This window comes from Streptomyces sp. NPDC007157, assembly GCF_040634235.1.
Classification (GTDB): domain Bacteria; phylum Actinomycetota; class Actinomycetes; order Streptomycetales; family Streptomycetaceae; genus Streptomyces.
This window is the reverse complement of the sequence record NZ_JBEYFE010000002.1, coordinates 518,200-535,591: the sequence shown is the minus strand read 5'-3', so window position 1 is coordinate 535,591 and position 17,392 is coordinate 518,200. Positions and strand designations below refer to the sequence as shown.

At 69.6% G+C, this 17,392-nt stretch carries 16 protein-coding genes; all 16 read right to left on the bottom strand.

Translation table 11 applies throughout. The features are described from left to right. Positions 1–121: 121 nt before the first annotated feature. Complete coding sequence (locus ABZ642_RS05410; RefSeq protein ID WP_360477397.1) at positions 122–937, bottom strand: F0F1 ATP synthase subunit delta; 816 nt, start codon at positions 935–937, stop codon at positions 122–124. Then, a complete protein-coding gene (locus ABZ642_RS05405; protein ID WP_360477394.1) occupies positions 934–1,479 on the bottom strand; it encodes a F0F1 ATP synthase subunit B in 546 nt (181 codons plus the stop codon). Before ABZ642_RS05405 ends, ABZ642_RS05410 begins: the two co-directional genes overlap by 4 nt. A 37-nt stretch (positions 1,480–1,516) precedes the next feature. Next, positions 1,517–1,765 carry a F0F1 ATP synthase subunit C gene (locus ABZ642_RS05400; RefSeq protein WP_067003022.1) on the bottom strand — a complete coding sequence of 83 codons (249 nt, stop codon included), beginning with the start codon at positions 1,763–1,765 and terminating at the stop codon, positions 1,517–1,519. Positions 1,766–1,841: 76 nt separating this feature from the next. Next, a complete protein-coding gene (atpB, locus tag ABZ642_RS05395) occupies positions 1,842–2,675 on the bottom strand; it encodes a F0F1 ATP synthase subunit A (RefSeq protein ID WP_360477391.1) in 834 nt (277 codons plus the stop codon). A gap of 225 nt (positions 2,676–2,900) precedes the next feature. Beyond that, positions 2,901–3,314 carry a hypothetical protein gene (locus ABZ642_RS05390; protein ID WP_360477388.1) on the bottom strand — a complete coding sequence of 138 codons (414 nt, stop codon included), beginning with the start codon at positions 3,312–3,314 and terminating at the stop codon, positions 2,901–2,903. Between the two features lie 323 nt (positions 3,315–3,637). Beyond that, the gene (locus tag ABZ642_RS05385; RefSeq protein ID WP_360477385.1) at positions 3,638–5,002 is read right to left on the bottom strand and encodes an MraY family glycosyltransferase; all 1,365 of its coding nucleotides are present in this window, start codon (positions 5,000–5,002) and stop codon (positions 3,638–3,640) included. A 125-nt stretch (positions 5,003–5,127) separates the two neighbouring features. Continuing rightward, positions 5,128–6,396 carry a serine hydroxymethyltransferase gene (glyA, locus tag ABZ642_RS05380; protein ID WP_360477382.1) on the bottom strand — a complete coding sequence of 423 codons (1,269 nt, stop codon included), beginning with the start codon at positions 6,394–6,396 and terminating at the stop codon, positions 5,128–5,130. Positions 6,397–6,480: 84 nt separating this feature from the next. Beyond that, positions 6,481–7,164 carry a protein-tyrosine-phosphatase gene (locus ABZ642_RS05375; protein ID WP_360477379.1) on the bottom strand — a complete coding sequence of 228 codons (684 nt, stop codon included), beginning with the start codon at positions 7,162–7,164 and terminating at the stop codon, positions 6,481–6,483. Further along, on the bottom strand, positions 7,161–7,808 hold the full coding sequence (locus ABZ642_RS05370) for an L-threonylcarbamoyladenylate synthase (RefSeq protein ID WP_360477376.1): 648 nt from the start codon (positions 7,806–7,808) through the stop codon (positions 7,161–7,163). The genes ABZ642_RS05375 and ABZ642_RS05370 overlap by 4 nt, the downstream gene beginning before the upstream one ends. Positions 7,809–7,896: 88 nt before the next feature. Beyond that, positions 7,897–8,742 (bottom strand): peptide chain release factor N(5)-glutamine methyltransferase, encoded by an 846-nt coding sequence (gene prmC, locus ABZ642_RS05365; protein WP_360477373.1) that lies wholly within the window; start codon positions 8,740–8,742, stop codon positions 7,897–7,899. Positions 8,743–8,777: 35 nt separating this feature from the next. After that, positions 8,778–9,854, bottom strand: coding sequence for a peptide chain release factor 1 (gene prfA, locus ABZ642_RS05360; protein ID WP_360477370.1), 1,077 nt, complete (start codon positions 9,852–9,854; stop codon positions 8,778–8,780). A 108-nt stretch (positions 9,855–9,962) separates the two neighbouring features. Then, positions 9,963–10,187: a 50S ribosomal protein L31 gene (rpmE, locus tag ABZ642_RS05355; RefSeq protein ID WP_190206740.1), complete on the bottom strand. Its 225-nt coding sequence runs from the start codon at positions 10,185–10,187 to the stop codon at positions 9,963–9,965. A gap of 306 nt (positions 10,188–10,493) precedes the next feature. Then, positions 10,494–11,630 (bottom strand): LCP family protein, encoded by a 1,137-nt coding sequence (locus tag ABZ642_RS05350; RefSeq protein ID WP_360477367.1) that lies wholly within the window; start codon positions 11,628–11,630, stop codon positions 10,494–10,496. 217 nt (positions 11,631–11,847) lie between these two features. Further along, positions 11,848–13,674, bottom strand: a complete 1,827-nt coding sequence (locus ABZ642_RS05345; protein WP_360477364.1) for a trypsin-like serine protease — start codon at positions 13,672–13,674, stop codon at positions 11,848–11,850. Positions 13,675–13,804: 130 nt separating this feature from the next. Beyond that, a complete protein-coding gene (gene rho, locus ABZ642_RS05340) occupies positions 13,805–15,850 on the bottom strand; it encodes a transcription termination factor Rho (protein ID WP_360477361.1) in 2,046 nt (681 codons plus the stop codon). 404 nt (positions 15,851–16,254) lie between these two features. Beyond that, positions 16,255–17,184 (bottom strand): homoserine kinase, encoded by a 930-nt coding sequence (thrB, locus tag ABZ642_RS05335; RefSeq protein ID WP_360477358.1) that lies wholly within the window; start codon positions 17,182–17,184, stop codon positions 16,255–16,257. Positions 17,185–17,392 lie beyond the last annotated feature (208 nt).

The following is a 17,392-nucleotide window of genomic DNA, read 5'->3' as shown; positions in this document are numbered from 1 at the left end:
CTCTCCTTGTTGGGCCCGAAGTTTCACTTGGGGGGTCTGGGGGCGACCCCCAGGATTCTTCATGTACGGCCCAACCCGGGCCGTCGTAAGTACGTACTGCTTGTTCTCGAACACCGAGGTGCTAGCTCGCCATGCGGCGGGCCGCGTCCTCCAGCCGGTCCGCGATGGAACCGTTGATGACCTCGTCACCGACCTGCACCCGGATCCCGCCGACGACCTCGGGGTCGACGTCGAGGTTGAGGTGCATCGTGCGGCCGTAGAGCTTCGCGAGGGCGGCGCCCAGGCGCTGCTTCTGCGGCTCGCTCAGCGGCACCGCCGAGGTGACGACGGCGACGACGCGGCTGCGGCGCTCGGCGGCGAGCTTGGAGAGGGCCTCCAGGCCCGCTTCCAGGCTACGTCCCCGCGGGACGGTCACAAGGCGCGTGACCAGACGCTCGGTGACCGGCTTGGCACGGCCGCCGAGCAGCCGGTGCAGCAGCTCGGTCTTGGCCGGGGTGCCGGCCCTGCGGTCGGTGAGCGCGGCGCGCAGCTCGGTGCTCGAGGAGACGATCCGGCCGAAGCGGAACAGCTCGTCCTCGACGTCGTCCAGCGTGCCCGACTTCTCCGCGGCCGTGAGCTCGGCGGTGTTCGCCAGCTCCTCCAGCGCGTCCACCAGGTCGCGGGACTGCGACCAGCGGGACCGGACCAGGCCGGAGACCACGTCGGCGGTGGACTCGCCGACCTGGCCGCCGATCAGGCGCCGGACCAGCTCGGCCTTGGCCTCGCCGGACTGCGCCGGGTCGGTGAGGACCCGGCGCAGGCCGCCCTCGCGGTCGAGCAGCGTGGTGACGGCCGCCAGCTCGTCCGCGAGCCGCGTCGCGTCCACGGACGTCGAGTCCGTCAGCGCGTCGAGACGCGTCCGTGCGGCTGCCAGTGCCTCGCGGCTCGCTCCGTTCATCGGGCCGCCTCGGCCTTCTCCTCAAGCTCGTCGAGGAAGCGGTCGATCACGCGGCTCTGCCGGGCGTGGTCCTCCAGGGACTCGCCGACGAGCTTGCCGGCCAGGTCGGTGGCCAGCTGACCCACGTCCTGGCGCAGCGACTGCGCGGCGGACTTGCGGTCGGCCTCGATCTGGGCGTGACCGGCGGCGACGATCTCCTCACGCTGCCGCTGGCCCTCGGCGCGCATCTCGGTGATGAGCGTGGCGCCCTGCTCCTGAGCCTCCTGGCGCAGGCGCGCGGCCTCGTGCCGGGCCTCGGCCAGCTGCGCCTTGTACTGCTCAAGGACGCTCTGGGCCTCGGTCTGCGCGGCCTCGGCCTTCTCGATACCGCCCTCGATCGCCTCGCGGCGCTGCTCCAGAACCTTGTTGATGTTCGGAAGGAGCTTCTTGGCGAGGAAGCCGAAGACGATGACGAAGGCGATGAGGCCGATGACGAGCTCTGGGATCGGCGGGATGAGGGGGTTCTCGGCCTCCTCCGCCGCCAGCTGAACCAGGGGGCTCATATCAGTGCCTTTCGTCTAAACGTGCGCTGCGGTCGGGTCAGGAGGCCGGGTAGACGAACGGCATGACCAGACCGATCAGGGCGAGCGCCTCACAGAAGGCGAAGCCGAGGATCTGGTTGGCGCGGATCAGGCCGGCCGCCTCGGGCTGGCGGGCGAGGGCCTGGGTGCCGTTACCGAAGATGATGCCGACGCCGACGCCCGGGCCGATCGCGGCGAGGCCGTAACCGATGGAGCCGAGGTTGCCCTTGATCTGGACAGCGGCCAGGGTCTCGTGCAGAACGGACATGCCGGTTCTTCCTTCTCTTTCAATGACCGGTGGGGGTTGGCCACCGGATGCCTGGGGTGGGTGGTCGGGTTGGCGCTCAGTGGGACTCGGCGAGCGCGCCCTGGATGAAGCTGCAGGTCAGCAGTACGAAGACGTATGCCTGGACAGCCTGGATGAAGAGCTCGAAGGCGGTCATCACGAGGACCATCACGAACGAGACACCGGAGTAGGCGATGCCGACGCCGTTGAGCATGTACCAGCTGGCAACCGTGAAGAGCAGCAGCAAGGTGTGGCCGGCGAACATGTTCGCGAAGAGCCGGACGGCGTGGGTGAAGGGCCGCACGAGCAGGTTCGAGAAGAGTTCGATCGTCATCGAGAGCGGAAGGACCGCGCCGAGCGACTTGTCGTAGCCGGTGAAGTTCTTGAAGGCTCCGACGAAGCCGTGCCGCTTGAAGGTCAGCGAGACCCACAGGATGTAGACGATCGCGGCCAGGGCCGCGGGGTACGAGATGATCGCGGTCACCGGGAACTGGGCGATCGGGATGATCGACCAGATGTTCATCATCCAGATGAAGAAGAAGAGCGAGACGACGAGCGGGACGTACTTCTCGCCTTCCTTCTTGCCGATGGTCTCGTAGACGACACCGCGGCGGACGAAGTCGTATCCGGCCTCGGCCACCATCTGGAGCTTGCCCGGGACGACCTTCGGCCTGGCGAAGGCGGCCCAGAAGAAGCCGACGACGATGATCGACCCGAGCAGCGCCAGCAGCATCGTCTTGTTGAAGTACACGTTGCTGTCCGCGCCGCCCCATAGCGGCTTGAACAGGAACGAGTGCAGGCCCGGAGCGACCGTGTCGAAACCGCACCCGTCGTTTCCGAACAGGTGGCAGCTCGTGTCGAAAGCGAGCGTCTGCGTCGGGTCAGCACTCACCGCGGGCTCCTTCAGCGTGGCGCATAGGTACGGCAACCTCGTTGTGTCGGCGCGGCGCATGGCCGCGGTTCGGCACGGGACTGGTGTTACGGATGTGGGGGCGGCTGGGGGGCATCTCGCCTCGCGATTGAGCAGGCGTCAGCTCAGATGCCCGCGCCCGCGATGCCGCAGTTGGCACCGGACGATAGCAGCATCTCTCGCGCGCCTTTATCCCGGGCCTACCTCTCACGACGGCTGCCCGGACTTGTCGGGCTCGACGTAGAGGATCTTGGCCTTCATGTGGGCGCGGGTCTGGGCGGCGATCCACGTGAGCGTGGCGACCACGAGCACGAGGGCGAAGGCCCGGGGGTTGAACAGCGTCGTGTTCTTGAACGCGGCCATGAAGACGACCATCAGCAGAAGCTGGGCCGCGTAGAGCATCAGGCCCATCATCTGGAAGAGCTGCGGCATGGATTTGGCCGTGCGCTGCAGAACGTAGAGACCGACCCCCATGAAGAGGGTCACGAGCACCGTCGCGACGACGGCCCCGATCGCCCCCTTGCCGCCCGCGACCACTCCGCTGACGACGGCAGCGAGCACGCCGACGGCGGCCGTGGGTACGGCGGCCTGGGCCAGGATCCGAGCGTCATTGGACGGCATGGCGGCAACTCCGCTTTCACAGGGGGCAGGTGTCGTCATGGACGAGCGTAGTCCCGGTCGGAGGGTCGAAGACCTCACGCTGACGGACCGACGCAGTCGGGTCCGTCGACTCTGTCCCGGGTTCTCGTGAACCGTATCACAAACTATTTGATGAGGTCTTTACCTGGTAGGTGTGCTTGCCGTCACACATGAGAGTGAACATGCCCGTCTGAGCGAAAACCCGGCCGTTGTGTCTGGTATTAGGGGTCTTTGCTCCCCCACGACTTGGCAATGCTCTAGTCAGATTCTTACCTTGCAAGGGTCGGCACGGGGTCAACGCGGGGTCAGCGCGAGGTTTCGGACGTGCGCCGGTCCAGCATGCGTGAACGGGGGCCGACGGCGGTCGCGCCGTTGACCCGGGCCAGGCCGGCGGGCACCGGAGAGAGTTCCCCGTCGCACGGTTCCTCGGCCTTCTCCAGCACGACGGGGGTGGCCGTCTGCGCAGTCGCGGCCGTCGGGTCGGCGGCCTCCGGGCCGGACCCACGGCGCCGGTAGCGCGGCGGTACGAACCGCTGGCCCCACACCGGCACGCGCGGGGTGAACCGCGGCAGCAGAAGCAGCCCCAGGCCGATCGCGCTGAGGAAGACCACCCCGAGCACGATCCACATGGACGCGGAGTTCACCGAGTACGCCAGCGCCCCGAAACCGATCAGCGCCGACCAGAAGTACATGATCAGCACCGCCCGGCTGTGCGAGTGGCCGATCTCCAGCAGCCGGTGGTGCAGATGCCCGCGGTCGGCCGCGAACGGCGACTGCCCGCGCCAGGTGCGCCGCACGATCGCCAGCACCAGGTCGGCGGCCGGCACCGCGATGATGGTCAGCGGCAGCAGCAGCGGGATGTAGACCGGCACCATCTGGTGCACGGCGTTGCGCTCGGACCCCGCGAACAGGTTCATGACGTCCGGGTCGAGCTGGCCCGTGATGGAGATCGCACCGGCGGCCAGCACCAGGCCGATCAGCATCGAGCCGGAGTCGCCCATGAAGATCCGCGCCGGATGGATGTTGTGCGGCAGGAAGCCCAGGCACATGCCCATCAGGATCGCCGAGAACAGCGTGGCCGGGGCGGCGGCCTCGATGCCGTACGAGTACCAGATCCGGTACGCGTACATGAAGAACGCCGCGGCCGCGATGCACACCATGCCGGAGGCCAGGCCGTCCAGGCCGTCGACGAAGTTGACCGCGTTGATGGTGATGACCACCAGGGCCACCGTCAGCAGGGTGCCCTGCCACGGGGTCAGGGCGACCGTGCCGACACCCGGGATGGGCAGCCACAGGATGGTCAGACCCTGCATGACCATGACGCCCGCGGCGATCATCTGACCGCCCAGCTTGATCAGGGCGTCGATCTCGAACTTGTCGTCGAGCACACCGATCAGCCAGATCAGCGCGGCGCCGGAGAGCAGCGCCCGCGGCTCGTTCGACTTCTCGAAGACCTCGTTGAGGTTGGTCAGGTGGTCGGCGACCAGCAGACCCGCGCACAGTCCGAAGAACATCGCGATCCCGCCGAGCCGCGGAGTGGGCTCCCGGTGCACGTCACGGGCCCGGATCTCCGGCATGGCCCCGGCCACGATCGCGAACTTCCGCACCGGCCCTGTCAGCAGATACGTCACCGCGGCCGTGATGCAGAGCGTCAGCAGGTATTCACGCACAGGCTTCCCCACAGGTCTCGCTGGCCATCACAGCCCCACACCCTAGCGACGGTCGCATATGTATGGGGACTTCCGGGTAGCGACGATGGTTGCACGTGTGCCTGTAAGGCGGGCGTACAACGGCTCTACGACGCTGCGCCTACCCCGTCTCCACCGGGGTACGGCGGAAATCTACCGGTGAGCTCCCGCACCTCGTCACGCACCCTCCCCACGTCCGTCGCACCGCGCAGCACCTCCGCCAGCAGGGCCGCGATCCGGGTCATCTCCCCCGTCCCCATGCCCTGGGTGGTCACGGCGGCGGTGCCCAGCCGCAGGCCGCGTGCGTCCCCGTGCGGCAGGGCACAGCTGTCCAGCACGATCCCGGCGGCGACGAGCCGGCCCCGGGCGGTACGCCCGTCGACTCCCAGCGGGGCGGGGTCGGCGGTGATCAGGTGGGTGTCCGTGCCGCCCGTGGTGACCACCAGCCCCTGGTCGGCGAGCCCGGCCGCGAGCACCCTCGCATTGGCGACCACCTGATGGGCGTACACGGAGAACGCCGGTGTTGCCGCCTCCCCGAACGCGACCGCCTTGGCGGCGATGGTGTGCATCTGCGCGCCGCCCTGTGTGAAAGGGAACACGGCCCGGTCGAGGCGCTCGGCCAGGTCGGGCGAACCGCACAGGAGCATCCCGCCGCGCGGCCCGCGCAGCACCTTGTGTGTGGTCGCGCACACCACGTCGGCGTACGGCACCGGGTTCGGCGCCGCCCCGCCGGCCACCAACCCGATGGGATGGGCGGCGTCCGCGATCAGATACGCGCCCACCTCGTCGGCGACCTCGCGGAAGAAGGCGTAGTCGATGTGCCGGGGATAGGCGATGGACCCGCACACGATCGCCTTGGGCCGGTGGCCGCGGGCCAGCGCCCGCACCTGGTCGTGGTCGATGAGCCCGCTCTCCGGGTCGACCCCGTACCCGACGAAGTCGAACCAGCGGCCGGAGAAGTTGGCCGGCGAGCCGTGCGTGAGGTGACCGCCGTAGGGCAGGCCGAGGGCGAGAACGGTGTCACCGGGGCGCAGCAGGGCGGCGTAGGCGGCCAGTACGGCGGACGACCCGGAGTGGGACTGCACGTTGGCGTGCGCGGCGCCGAACAGGGCCTTGGCGCGGTCGACGGCGAGCCGTTCGGCGACGTCCACGATCTCGCAGCCGCCATGGTGCCGGGCGCCCGGATACCCCTCGGCGTACTTGTTGGCGAGCGGCGAGCCGAGGGCGGCCAGCACGGCCGGGGAGGAGAAGTTCTCGGCGGCGATCAGCTGCAACGACGTCGACTGCCGGGCCAGCTCCCCCAGCAGGATCTCCGCCAGCTCCGGGTCCTGCCGGCGCAGCGGATCGGCCTCGACGAGGGTAGGGCTGACCGACATGACGGGCTCCGGGCGGTCGACGGTGACGTACGTCCAATGTAGGCCCGGGGCAGGTGGGGTGCGCGGTGTGTACGGCGCCTCGGGCTACATCCGCGCCGGGACGCCCGTCAGCGCCGTGACCACCGGGTCCAGCGCCTCGTGTATCTCGTCGCCGATGGAACGGAAGAACGGCAGCGGGGCGCCGTACGGGTCGTAGACCTCGTCCGCCTCCGCCGTGGGGGCCAGCAGCCACCCGCGCAGCGCGGCCGCGGCACGGACCAGCGCGCGGGCGCGGACGACCACGCCCTCGTGCAGCGGGGGCAGCGTCGCCGGGTCGATCGCGCGGACCAGGCGGGTGAACTCCTTCAGCGTGAAGGTGCGCAGGCCCGCCGAGTGGCCCATGGAGATGACCTGGGCGCGGTGGTCGCGGGTGGCGGTCAGCACCAGGTCGGCGCGGATGACGTGCTCGTCAAGCAGCTCCCGCCCCACGAAACCGGTCGCGTCCGCGCCGAAGTCGGCCAGGACCGCCTCCGCGTTGGCCTCCATGGGCGCGCCCTCATGGCCCCAGGTGCCCGCGCTCTCCACGATCAGGCCGCCGCCCAGAAAGGTGCCGAGCCGGTCCGTGACGAGATGGCGGGTCAGCCGCTCGGTGATCGGCGAGCGGCACACGTTGCCGGTGCTGACGTGGAGGATGCGGAAGCTGTCGCGCGGAAGCCCCACGAACGTGGTCGTGATCTCCGATGCGCGCTCCCCGTTGCCTATGCCACGCCCCGCGTCAGGGGCTGTCAATTCGCCACCTCGAGGTCGGGTACGACCTTGCGCAGCTCCTCGGCCGAGATCGCGCCCGCGCGCAGCAGCAGTGGCACCTCACGGCTGACGTCGACGATCGACGAGGGCACGTTGCCCGGGGTCGGACCGCCGTCGAGGTACACGGAAACGGAGTCGCCGAGCATCTCCTGCGCGGCGTCACAGGTCTCCGGGGACGGGTGGCCGGTGAGGTTGGCGGAGGAGACGGCCATCGGGCCGACCTCGGTGAGCAGCTCGATGGCGACCGGGTGCAGGGGCATGCGCACGGCGACCGTGCCCCGGGTGTCACCGAGGTCCCACTGCAGGGACGGCTGGTGCCTGGCGACCAGGGTGAGGGCGCCCGGCCAGAACGCGTCGACCAGCTCCCAGGCCAGCTCGGAGAAGTCGGTGACGAGCCCGTGCAGCGTGTTCGGGGACCCGATCAGCACCGGAGTGGGCATGTTGCGGCCCCGGCCCTTGGCGTCGAGCAGGTCGGAGACCGCCTCCGCGGTGAACGCGTCGGCGCCGATGCCGTACACCGTGTCCGTGGGCAGCACCACCAGTTCGCCCCGGCGGACGGCGGACGCGGCCTCGCGCAGACCCGTCACGCGGTCGGTCGCGTCGTTGGTGTCGTATCGCCGTGCCATGTCTAGCGGGCCTCCTCGTACACGAAGTACACGTACTTCCGGGACTTCCGGAGCGTCCGGGACTTCCGGGACTGGGTCTGGGGGGTGCTCACGGCAGCGCCTTGCGGGCGGTCGCGAAGCGGGGGCGGTTGTTGAGGTCCGGATGGTCGGCCGCGTCGGCCCAGCCCCGCTCCTCGGTGAAGATCCACGGCACCTGGCCGCCCTGGGTGTCGGCGTGCTCGATGACGACGACACCGCCGGGGCGCAGCAGCCGGTGCGCGGTGCGTTCGATGCCCCGGATGAGGTCGAGACCGTCCTCGCCGGAGAACAGGGCCAGCTCCGGGTCGTAGTCGCGGGCCTCGGGGGCGACGTACTCCCACTCGGTGAGCGGGATGTACGGCGGGTTGGAGATCACCAGGTCGACATGGCCGTCGAGGTCGTGGAAGGCGTCCAGGGCGTCTCCCTGGCGCAGGTCCACCCTGGAACCCGCCATGTTCTTGCGGGTCCACTGGAGCGCCTCCTCGGACAGCTCCACGGCGTGCACGCGCGAACGCGGGACCTCCTGGGCGAGGGCGAGCGCGATGGCGCCGGAGCCGGTGCACAGGTCGACGATGCACGGCTCGACCACGTCCATGGCGCGCACGGCGTCTATGGCCCAGCCGACCACGGACTCGGTCTCCGGGCGCGGTACGAAGACGCCCGGCCCCACCTGGAGTTCGAGGTAGCGGAAGTAGGCCCGCCCGGTGATGTGCTGGAGCGGCTCGCGCTGCTCCCGCCGGGCGATGACCTCCCAGTAGCGGGCGTCGAAGTCGGAGTTCTTGACGGAGTGCAGCGCGCCCCGCTTCACGCCGTGCACGAACGCGGCGAGCTCCTCCGCGTCGTTGCGCGGCGAGGGCACGCCGGCGTCGGCCAGCCGCTGGGTGGCCTGGGCCACCTCGGCGAGCAGCAGGTTCACGCTGGTCCTCCGTGTCGTACTCAGTCGTGCATGGCTTACGCGGCCGCGAGCTTGGCGGCCGAGTCCGCGTCGACGCAGGCCTGGATCACCGCGTCGAGGTCGCCGTCGAGGACCTGGTCCAAGTTGTACGCCTTGAATCCGACGCGGTGGTCCGAGATGCGATTCTCCGGGAAGTTGTACGTGCGGATCTTCTCGGAGCGGTCGACGGTGCGGACCTGGCTGCGGCGGGCGTCGGCGGCTTCCTTCTCCGCCTCCTCCTGCGCCGCGGCGAGCAGTCTGGAGCGCAGGATACGCAAGGCCTGCTCCTTGTTCTGCAGTTGGCTCTTCTCGTTCTGGCAGGAGGCGACGACTCCGGTCGGCAGGTGCGTGATGCGCACGGCGGAGTCGGTGGTGTTCACGGACTGCCCGCCGGGTCCCGAGGACCGGTAGACGTCGATCCGGAGGTCGTTCGGATTGATCTCGACCTCGACCTCCTCGGCCTCGGGGGTCACCAGCACACCCGCCGCCGACGTGTGGATACGGCCCTGCGACTCGGTCGCCGGCACGCGCTGCACGCGGTGCACGCCGCCCTCGTACTTCAGCCGCGCCCAGACGCCCTGCCCGGGCTCGGTCGCGCCGTTGCCGCCCTTGGTCTTCACCGCGACCTGGACGTCCTTGTAGCCGCCCAGCTCGGACTCGGTGGAGTCGATGATCTCCGTCTTCCAGCCGACGCGCTCGGCGTACCGCAGGTACATCCGCAGCAGGTCACCGGCGAACAGCGCGGACTCGTCGCCGCCGGCCCCCGCCTTGATCTCCAGGATCACGTCCTTGTCGTCGGACGGGTCCCTGGGCACCAGGAGCAGCCGCAGCTTCTCGGTCAGCTCGTCGCGCTGCTTGTCCAGCTCCTTGACCTCGGCGGCGAAGTCGGGGTCGTCGGCGGCCAGTTCACGCGCGGTCTCGATGTCGTCGCCGGTCTGCTTCCAGGAGCGGTAGGTGCCGACGATCGGGGTGAGTTCGGCGTAGCGCTTGTTCAGCTTGCGCGCGTTGGCCTGGTCGGCGTGGACCGACGGGTCGGCGAGCTTCTTCTCCAGGTCGGCGTGCTCGACGACGAGTTCCTCGACGGCCTCGAACATTTTTGGGCTCCTGATACTGCGTACGGAAGGGAAGGCGGGCGACCAAAAACGCCGGTCCCGGGCGTGCCCCCGTAGGGACACGGCCGTGGACCGGCGAAATGGGGCTCGCTACTTCTTGGAGCCGGCGGCAGCCTTGCCGAAGCGGGCCTCGAAGCGGGCCACACGGCCACCGGTGTCGAGGATCTTCTGCTTGCCCGTGTAGAACGGGTGGCACTCGGAGCAGACCTCAGCCCGGATGGTGCCGGACTGGATGGTGCTGCGGGTGGTGAACGACGCGCCACAGGTGCAGCTGACCTGCGTCTCGACGTACTCGGGGTGGATCTCGCGCTTCAAGGTGTCTCCTAGATTTCGGGAGGGCACCGGGTCGCTGCCGCGGGATGCGGGGCGTGAACCGGGGCCGACGTACCAGTCTGCCAGGGCTGGGCGCATAGCCCAAAACCGGGGGGAGCGGCCCAGTATTCCCAAGGGTGCGGGTGATGGTCGCGCCGAAGGGGGTGCCGCGGATTCGTCGTGCGCGAGTGCGGGTCGTCGTGGGCTGTTCGCGCAGTTCCCCGCGCCCCTGAAAAGCAGGTCAGCTGGTCCCACCTGTCTTTTAGGGGCGCGGGGAACTGCGCGACCGGCCACGACGGGCCCGCACCCTCACGACGACGTCACGACCCCCTTGGCCTCTCCCGTCGCCGTGCCCTTCGTGGCGCTCGCCGGGATCGGCCTGTCGTTCTTCAGGGCCGTCCAGACCTGCTTGGCCTTGGCCTCGGCCACGATCACCCGGTTCGGGTTCGCCGGGTCGTACTCGACCGGCATCGTGACCATGCGCATGTTCTTGGAGCCGATGGACTTCAGACCGTTCGCGAAGTCGATCAGGGAGTTCACCGAGCCCAGGTCGGAGTCGGCGGTGACCGTCTTCGTCGCGGTGTCCGCCAGGTCGTACAGCTTCTTGGGGCTGGTGAAGACGCCCACCTGCTTGACCTGGTTGATCAGGGCCTTGACGAACGCCTGCTGGAGCTGGATGCGGCCCAGGTCGGAGCCGTCGCCGACGCCGTGCCGGGTGCGGACCAGGCCGAGTGCCTGCTCGCCGTCGAGCGTGTGCTCGCCGGCCTTGAGGTCGAGGTGGCTCTGCGGGTCGTCGATGCTCTTGGTCGTGGTGACCTCGACCCCGCCCAGCTCGTCGATGAGCTTCTGGAAGCCGGAGAAGTCAACCTCCAGGTAGTGGTCCATGCGGACACCGGTGATGGACTCGACCGTCTTGACCGCACAGGTCGCGCCGCCCGTCGAGTACGCGGAGTTGAACATCACGCCGGTCGCGGCGGAGTGGCTGACGCCCTGCGCGTCCTTGCAGGCGGGACGGTCGATCAGGGTGTCCCGGGGGATGGAGACCACACTGGCCCGCCGGTGGCCCTTGTACACGTGGACGATCATCGCCGTGTCGGACCGGGCGCTGCCGTCGTCGGTGCCGCCGCCCAGCTTCTTGTTGACGCCGGAGCGGGTGTCCGAGCCGAGCACCAGGATGTTCTCGGAGCCGTTGTCGACCTTGGTGGGCCGGTCGGTGCCCAGCGCCTGGTTGATGTCGACGCTCTTGATGTTGCCGTTGAGCTTGAAGTACAGGTACCCGAGGCCGGTGCCGCCGAGAACGAGGATGCCGGCCGCGGTCCAGGCCGTGACGAGCAGCGCCTTGCGGCTTCGCGCCGGAGGCCTGCGGCGGCGGCCCCTGCTGTTGCGGCCAGGGACCTGCGGGCCGGCTTCGGGTATGCCGGGCTCCGGCGTGCTCTCGGCGGACATGGGCTCCTCTGCTCTCGTACGACTACTCGGTTACCCCCTGCTTTCAGGGTCAGGCGCGGCGTACCCGGATCAACGGCACGTACCGGACCATCGTCGCTCCGCCTGGTCAGACGGCGAAACTCGGGAAAGGGTTGCACAACGCAGTGTGCCCACCGCGTAGGGCGATGGGCACACCGTGTAGTCGGGCAAGTGGGGCGAACCCCGCTCACCAGCTGTTTCAGCCGAAGATGTCGTACTGCTGGAAACCGGTACCGAGAGACTTCCTTGTGCCGAAGATCTCACTGGTCGCCTTGCCGGTACCCGGGTACAGGTACAGCGTGCCGCCGGTCGTACGAGCCACCAGGTCGGCCTTGCCGTCGCCGGTCAGGTCGCCGACCGCGGCGAGGGTGTTGAAGCCGGTCCAGCCGGAACGGACCTTCACGCGGGCCGAGAAGAGGCCGGTGCCGGACTTGCCGGTGCCCTTGTACAGGTAGAGGTCGCCGCCGCTGCTCTTGCGGGCCAGCAGGTCGGCCTTGCCGTCGCCGTTGAAGTCACCGACGCCGCGCAGCTGGTTGTACTGGCTCCAGCCGCCGCCGATCCGGACGCGGGTGCCGAAGGTGCCGTTGCCCTTGCCCGGGTACAGCCACAGGACACCGCCGGAGTCCTCGGAGAGCACGTCGGGCAGGTAGTCGCCGGTGAGGTCACCGGGGATGACCGTGGCCTTGCGGGTCTTCCAGTTGGTGAAGATCTTCTTCGTGACCCAGGAGCCGCTGGTCTGGGCGCTGTTCAGCGCGAAGTGGTCCCAGTAGACGTCACCGGTGGAGGCCACCCGGTAGACCAGGTCCTGGAAGCCGTCCCGGTTGAGGTCGGCCTGCAGGATGAAGTTGACGCCGCTCCAGTCGCCCCAGGACTGACGCGCGGCCAGCGAGGTGCCCTTGGAGTCCAGCTCGTAGCCGACCTTCGACGACGACTTGCGGGCGAACAGGTCCGCCTTGCCGTCGGTGTAGCTCAGGTTGGTGTCGGCGATCTGCGCGTAGGCGGCACCGACGTAGGTGCTGGCCTTCGTGAAGACGCTGTAGGCGCCCTTGGCGACGCAGTCGTCGACGCCCCAGGAGACCACGCCGACGATCCGGCCGCCGACGACCAGCGGGCCGCCGGAGTCGCCGTTGCAGGCGGAGGTGGTGCCGGTGTCGGAGCCGGTGGCGGGCTTGCCGGCGCAGACCATGTGGCCCTTGACGAAGTCGCTGCCGTAGGCGCTCGTGCAGGCGGTGTCGGACTGGACGGGCAGCGTGGCGGTCTTCAGCGTCTCGGAGATGTCGTCCGAGGTGGAGCTGGTGCGGCCCCAGCCGTAGACCTTGGCGCTGGTGTTCGCCTTGTAGGAGGCCGTGTCCGTGTTGGTCGTCAGCCTGATCGGCGTGGCCTTGACCGGGGCGGCCAGGGTGAGCACGGCGACGTCGTTGTTGGGGACGCCGTGGGTCGACACGGTGTACGACGCGTGGTTCCACTGGCGCAGGACGCCGGTGACGGTGCCGCCGTGCAGGTTGGCGGTGCCGTCGGCGTTGCTCGTGGGCAGCGAGGCGGTGCCGGTGACGACCGCGGAGTCGGTGGTGCTCCACTTGTAGCCCTTGACGCAGTGCGCGGCAGTGAGGATCTTCGTGGGCGAGATGACCGAACCACCGCAGAAGAAGCCGACGTCGTCGCTGGTGCTGGTGGTGCCCTTGTCGTCGTAGTACCAGAGCTGGGCCATCCACGGCGCCGAGGAGATGGTGGTCGTGCCGCCACCGATGATCTTCGGCGAGACGGCCGAACCACTCGCAGCGGCCGACTTCTTCGCGGTCTGCGTCCCGCTGTCGGCGGTGATCGCACGGGCGATCCGCTTGTTCAGGACGGCCTGCGACGTCGTGCTGACGGACGGCTTGACCGTGGGCGTCGGCTGGGTGGCCGCGTTGGCGGAGGTCGAGATCAGTGCGGCCGCGGTGGCCGCGGCGACAGCGGCCGCGGCGACGGGCAGCGCGAACCGTATCCGACGTCTGTGGCGACCGCTCCCGGACGTGGGTGTACCCACCTAAGTCCCCCCTCGGGATCAGGATTTCGAGATTCGGTCAACTGACCGAAGGGCGAGATCCTACACCGACCGGGAGAACGCCAGAAGCCGTCCCCCCAGGTGGGGGAACGGCTTCCGGTTAGAGCAGTCGTCAGTCGCCGTTGCCCGGCGTCGGCGTCGTCTTCTGAATCTGCATCAGGAACTCGGCGTTCGACTTCGTCTGCTTCATCTTGTCGAGCAGCAGCTCGACCGCCTGCTGCTGGTCGAGCGCGTGCAGCACTCGGCGCAGCTTCCAGACGATGGCAAGCTCGTCCGGAGCGAGCAGGATCTCTTCCTTACGGGTGCCGGACGCGTCCACGTCCACCGCCGGGAAGATGCGCTTGTCGGCGAGCTTCCGGTCGAGCTTGAGCTCCGCGTTGCCGGTGCCCTTGAACTCCTCGAAGATCACCTCGTCCATGCGGGACCCGGTGTCCACCAGGGCGGTGGCGAGGATCGTGAGGGATCCGCCGTCCTCGATGTTGCGGGCCGCACCGAAGAAGCGCTTCGGCGGGTACAGGGCGGTCGAGTCGACACCACCGGACAGGATGCGGCCGGAGGCCGGCGCGGCCAGGTTGTACGCACGGCCCAGACGCGTGATCGAGTCGAGCAGCACGACCACGTCGTGGCCCAGCTCGACGAGGCGCTTGGCGCGCTCGATGGCCAGCTCGGCGACCGTGGTGTGGTCCTCGGCCGGACGGTCGAAGGTCGAGGAGATGACCTCGCCCTTGACCGACCGCTGCATGTCGGTGACCTCTTCCGGACGCTCGTCGACCAGGACGACCATCAGGTGGCACTCGGGGTTGTTGTGCGTGATCGCGTTGGCGATCGCCTGCATGATCATGGTCTTACCGGTCTTCGGCGGGGCCACGATCAGACCGCGCTGGCCCTTACCGATCGGCGACACGAGGTCGATGATGCGGGTGGTCAGCACGCCCGGGTCGGTCTCCAGGCGGAGCCGGTCCTGCGGGTAGAGCGGGGTCAGCTTGTTGAACTCCGGTCGCCCGCGCCCGGAATCGGGTGCCATGCCGTTGGTGGAGTCCAGACGGACCAGCGCGTTGAACTTCTCGCGGCGCTCGCCGTCCTTGGGCTGACGCACCGCGCCGGTGACGTGGTCACCCTTGCGCAGGCCGTTCTTGCGGACCTGGGCGAGCGAGACGTACACGTCGTTGGGGCCCGGCAGGTAACCGGAGGTCCGGATGAACGCGTAGTTGTCGAGGATGTCCAGGATGCCCGCGACGGGGATCAGGACGTCGTCGTCGGCCAGCTGCGGCTCGGCACCACCGATCTCGTCGCGGCCCCGACGGCCCCGACGGTCCCGGTAGCGGCCGCGACGGCCACGGCGGCCGTCGCCGAAGTCGTCGTCGTCCTGCGGGCCGGCGTTGCGGTCCTGACGGCCGCCGCCCTGCTGCTGCGGCTGCTGACGGTCCTGGCCCCGGTCCTGACGGTCCCGGTCCTGACGGTCCTGACGGCCGCCCTGGCCGCCGCCCTGCTGCTCGTCGCCCTTGCCGCGCCGGTCACGGTCCCGGCCGCGGTCACGGCGGTCACGGCGGCCGCGGCCCTCGCCGTCGGCGTCGCCCTGCGGCTGCGTCGCGGGCGTCTCGGCCTTCGACTCGCTCTTCGCCTCGGCGACGACGGTCTCGGCGCCGCTCGCGGTGGGGCTGCCGGCCTCGGCGGTGGCCCGGCGACGGCGGCGCTCGGCCGGCGCGTCGTCCCCGCCACGCTCGGCGTCGCCCGTGCGGGTGCCGCCGGCGGGCTGGCCGGGGATCTCGATCTGCTGCTGGGCCACGGCCTGCTCGGCGGGGGCCTCGGCGGCCTGCTCCGCCTTCTTCTCGGCGACCTCGTCGCCCGTACGGGCCTTGGAGGTGGCCCGGCGCTTCGGCTTGGTCTCGGTGGCGCTCTCGGCGGCCTTGGGGGCGGAGCCCCCACCGGCCTGCGCCTCCTTGATGACCTCGATCAGCTGGCTCTTGCGCATCCGCGCCGTGCCCCTGATACCGAGGCCGGATGCGACCTGCTGAAGCTCGGCCAGCACCATGCCCTCAAGGCCGGTACCACGGCGCCGCCGGGAGCCGGCACCGGTGGCAGGCGCGGAGGCGTCCGTGGCGGGCGCGGCAGCGGTCTCCTCGACACGTGCGCCCATCAGATCGGTGGTGTCGCTCACGAAGGGTCCTTCCCTGGAGCGGACGTCGGCCTGTCTGGCTCGGCGACCGGTTGTGCTGTCCGGCTGCGGTCCTTGCTGTGTGGACCGTGCCGGGGCGGTGGTCCGCCAAAGCGGCGGAGAGAATTTCTGGTGACGGCGCTTCCCCAGCCGTGGCACCCGGTGTCACGTGGCGTGGTAGCACCAATTCCGGAGCGTGCCCAGCGGCCCTCTCAGTGCCCGCGTACGACGTACTGCCCAGGTACGGCATACGAAACGCTGAGTGGCTTGGGAGACTCCCGGAAGAATGTCTGTCCCGGACGGGGACGTGAAGCACCTCGCCATGGTGGGGTCGGGTGCAGACTTGAGGTTAACACTACCGGATCCAACAAACATTCCCCCTCTCCAAATCCGGCAACCGTGCGCAGTTAAATGTCACTGGAGGGCGCGAGCGGCAGCACGCTCGCTCCCTGGACGTCGAGGTTCAGCCGGTTGGCGGCCCACTCCGAGCCCGCCAGGGCTTCGATCTTTTCGGCGCTCGCGACGTCGGCCAGCGCCATGACGGTGGGTCCGGCGCCGGAGATCACGGCCGGGATCCCGTCGGCGCGCAGCCGCTCCACCAGCGCCGCGCTCTCCGGCATGGCCGGGGCGCGGTACTCCTGGTGCAGACGGTCCTCGGTGGCGGGCAGCAGCAGCTCGGGGCGCCTGGTGAGGGCCTCGACGAGCAGGGCGGCACGGCCCGCGTTGGCGGCGGCGTCGACGTGCGGCACGGTGCGCGGGAGCAGTCCGCGCGCGGTCTCCGTCAGGACCGGCTTCCCGGGCACGAAAACCACCGGAACGATGGAATCGGCGGGCTCCATCCTGATCGCCCGGGCGGCGCCGGACTCCATCCAGGAGAGCGTGAAGCCGCCCAGCAGACAGGCCGCGACGTTGTCGGGGTGGCCCTCGATCTCGGTGGCCAGTTCGAGGAGCGCGGCGTCGTCGAGCCTGGCCTCGCCGCCTATGGTCACGGCGCGCGCGGCGACGATGCCGGCGCAGATGGCGGCGGAGGAGGAGCCCAGACCGCGACCGTGCGGGATGCGGTTGGCGCACACGATCTCCAGGCCGCGGGGCTGTCCGCCCAGCAGGTCGAAGGCGGTGCGCAGGGAGCGTACGAGAAGGTGGCTCTCGTCACGCGGCAGCGTCTCGCTGCCCTCACCCGCGATGTCGATGTGCAGCCCGGAGTCGGCCACCCGTACGACGACATCGTCGTAGAGCCCCAGTGCGAGGCCCAGGGCATCGAAGCCCGGACCGAGGTTGGCGCTGGTGGCGGGGGTGCGCACCCGGACGGCGGCGGCGCGGAACGCTGGACCGGCCATCGCTCGATGACTCTCCTTGAGCTGCGTGATGGTCGAATGACACTCGATAGGTACCTGAGGGAACCTCGGGCCGCGGAGGCGGCACGGCACCGCGCCATATGCGGAGGCATATGCAGCGGGCGGGTTCGGTACAGCCTATCGAAGGAAGGTTCTGTGGCGACATAGGGCGCACAGGAGGCGCACGATGCGTGTCGTAAGCCCCTTGTGC

Excerpts from the sequence above, each read along its gene's own strand:
- ABZ642_RS05390 (WP_360477388.1), bottom strand. The coding sequence starts at position 3,314 with ATGCCGTCCAATGACGCTCGGATCCTGGCCCAGGCCGCCGTACCCACG.
- prfA (WP_360477370.1), bottom strand. The coding sequence starts at position 9,854 with ATGTTCGAGGCCGTCGAGGAACTCGTCGTCGAGCACGCCGACCTGGAG.
- ABZ642_RS05370 (WP_360477376.1), bottom strand. The coding sequence starts at position 7,808 with ATGGCACGGCGATACGACACCAACGACGCGACCGACCGCGTGACGGGT.
- ABZ642_RS05405 (WP_360477394.1), bottom strand. The coding sequence starts at position 1,479 with ATGAGCCCCCTGGTTCAGCTGGCGGCGGAGGAGGCCGAGAACCCCCTC.
- ABZ642_RS05410 (WP_360477397.1), bottom strand. The coding sequence starts at position 937 with ATGAACGGAGCGAGCCGCGAGGCACTGGCAGCCGCACGGACGCGTCTC.
- ABZ642_RS05350 (WP_360477367.1), bottom strand. The coding sequence starts at position 11,630 with ATGTCCGCCGAGAGCACGCCGGAGCCCGGCATACCCGAAGCCGGCCCG.
- ABZ642_RS05400 (WP_067003022.1), bottom strand. The coding sequence starts at position 1,765 with ATGTCCGTTCTGCACGAGACCCTGGCCGCTGTCCAGATCAAGGGCAAC.
- glyA (WP_360477382.1), bottom strand. The coding sequence starts at position 6,396 with ATGTCGGTCAGCCCTACCCTCGTCGAGGCCGATCCGCTGCGCCGGCAG.
- thrB (WP_360477358.1), bottom strand. The coding sequence starts at position 17,184 with ATGGCCGGTCCAGCGTTCCGCGCCGCCGCCGTCCGGGTGCGCACCCCC.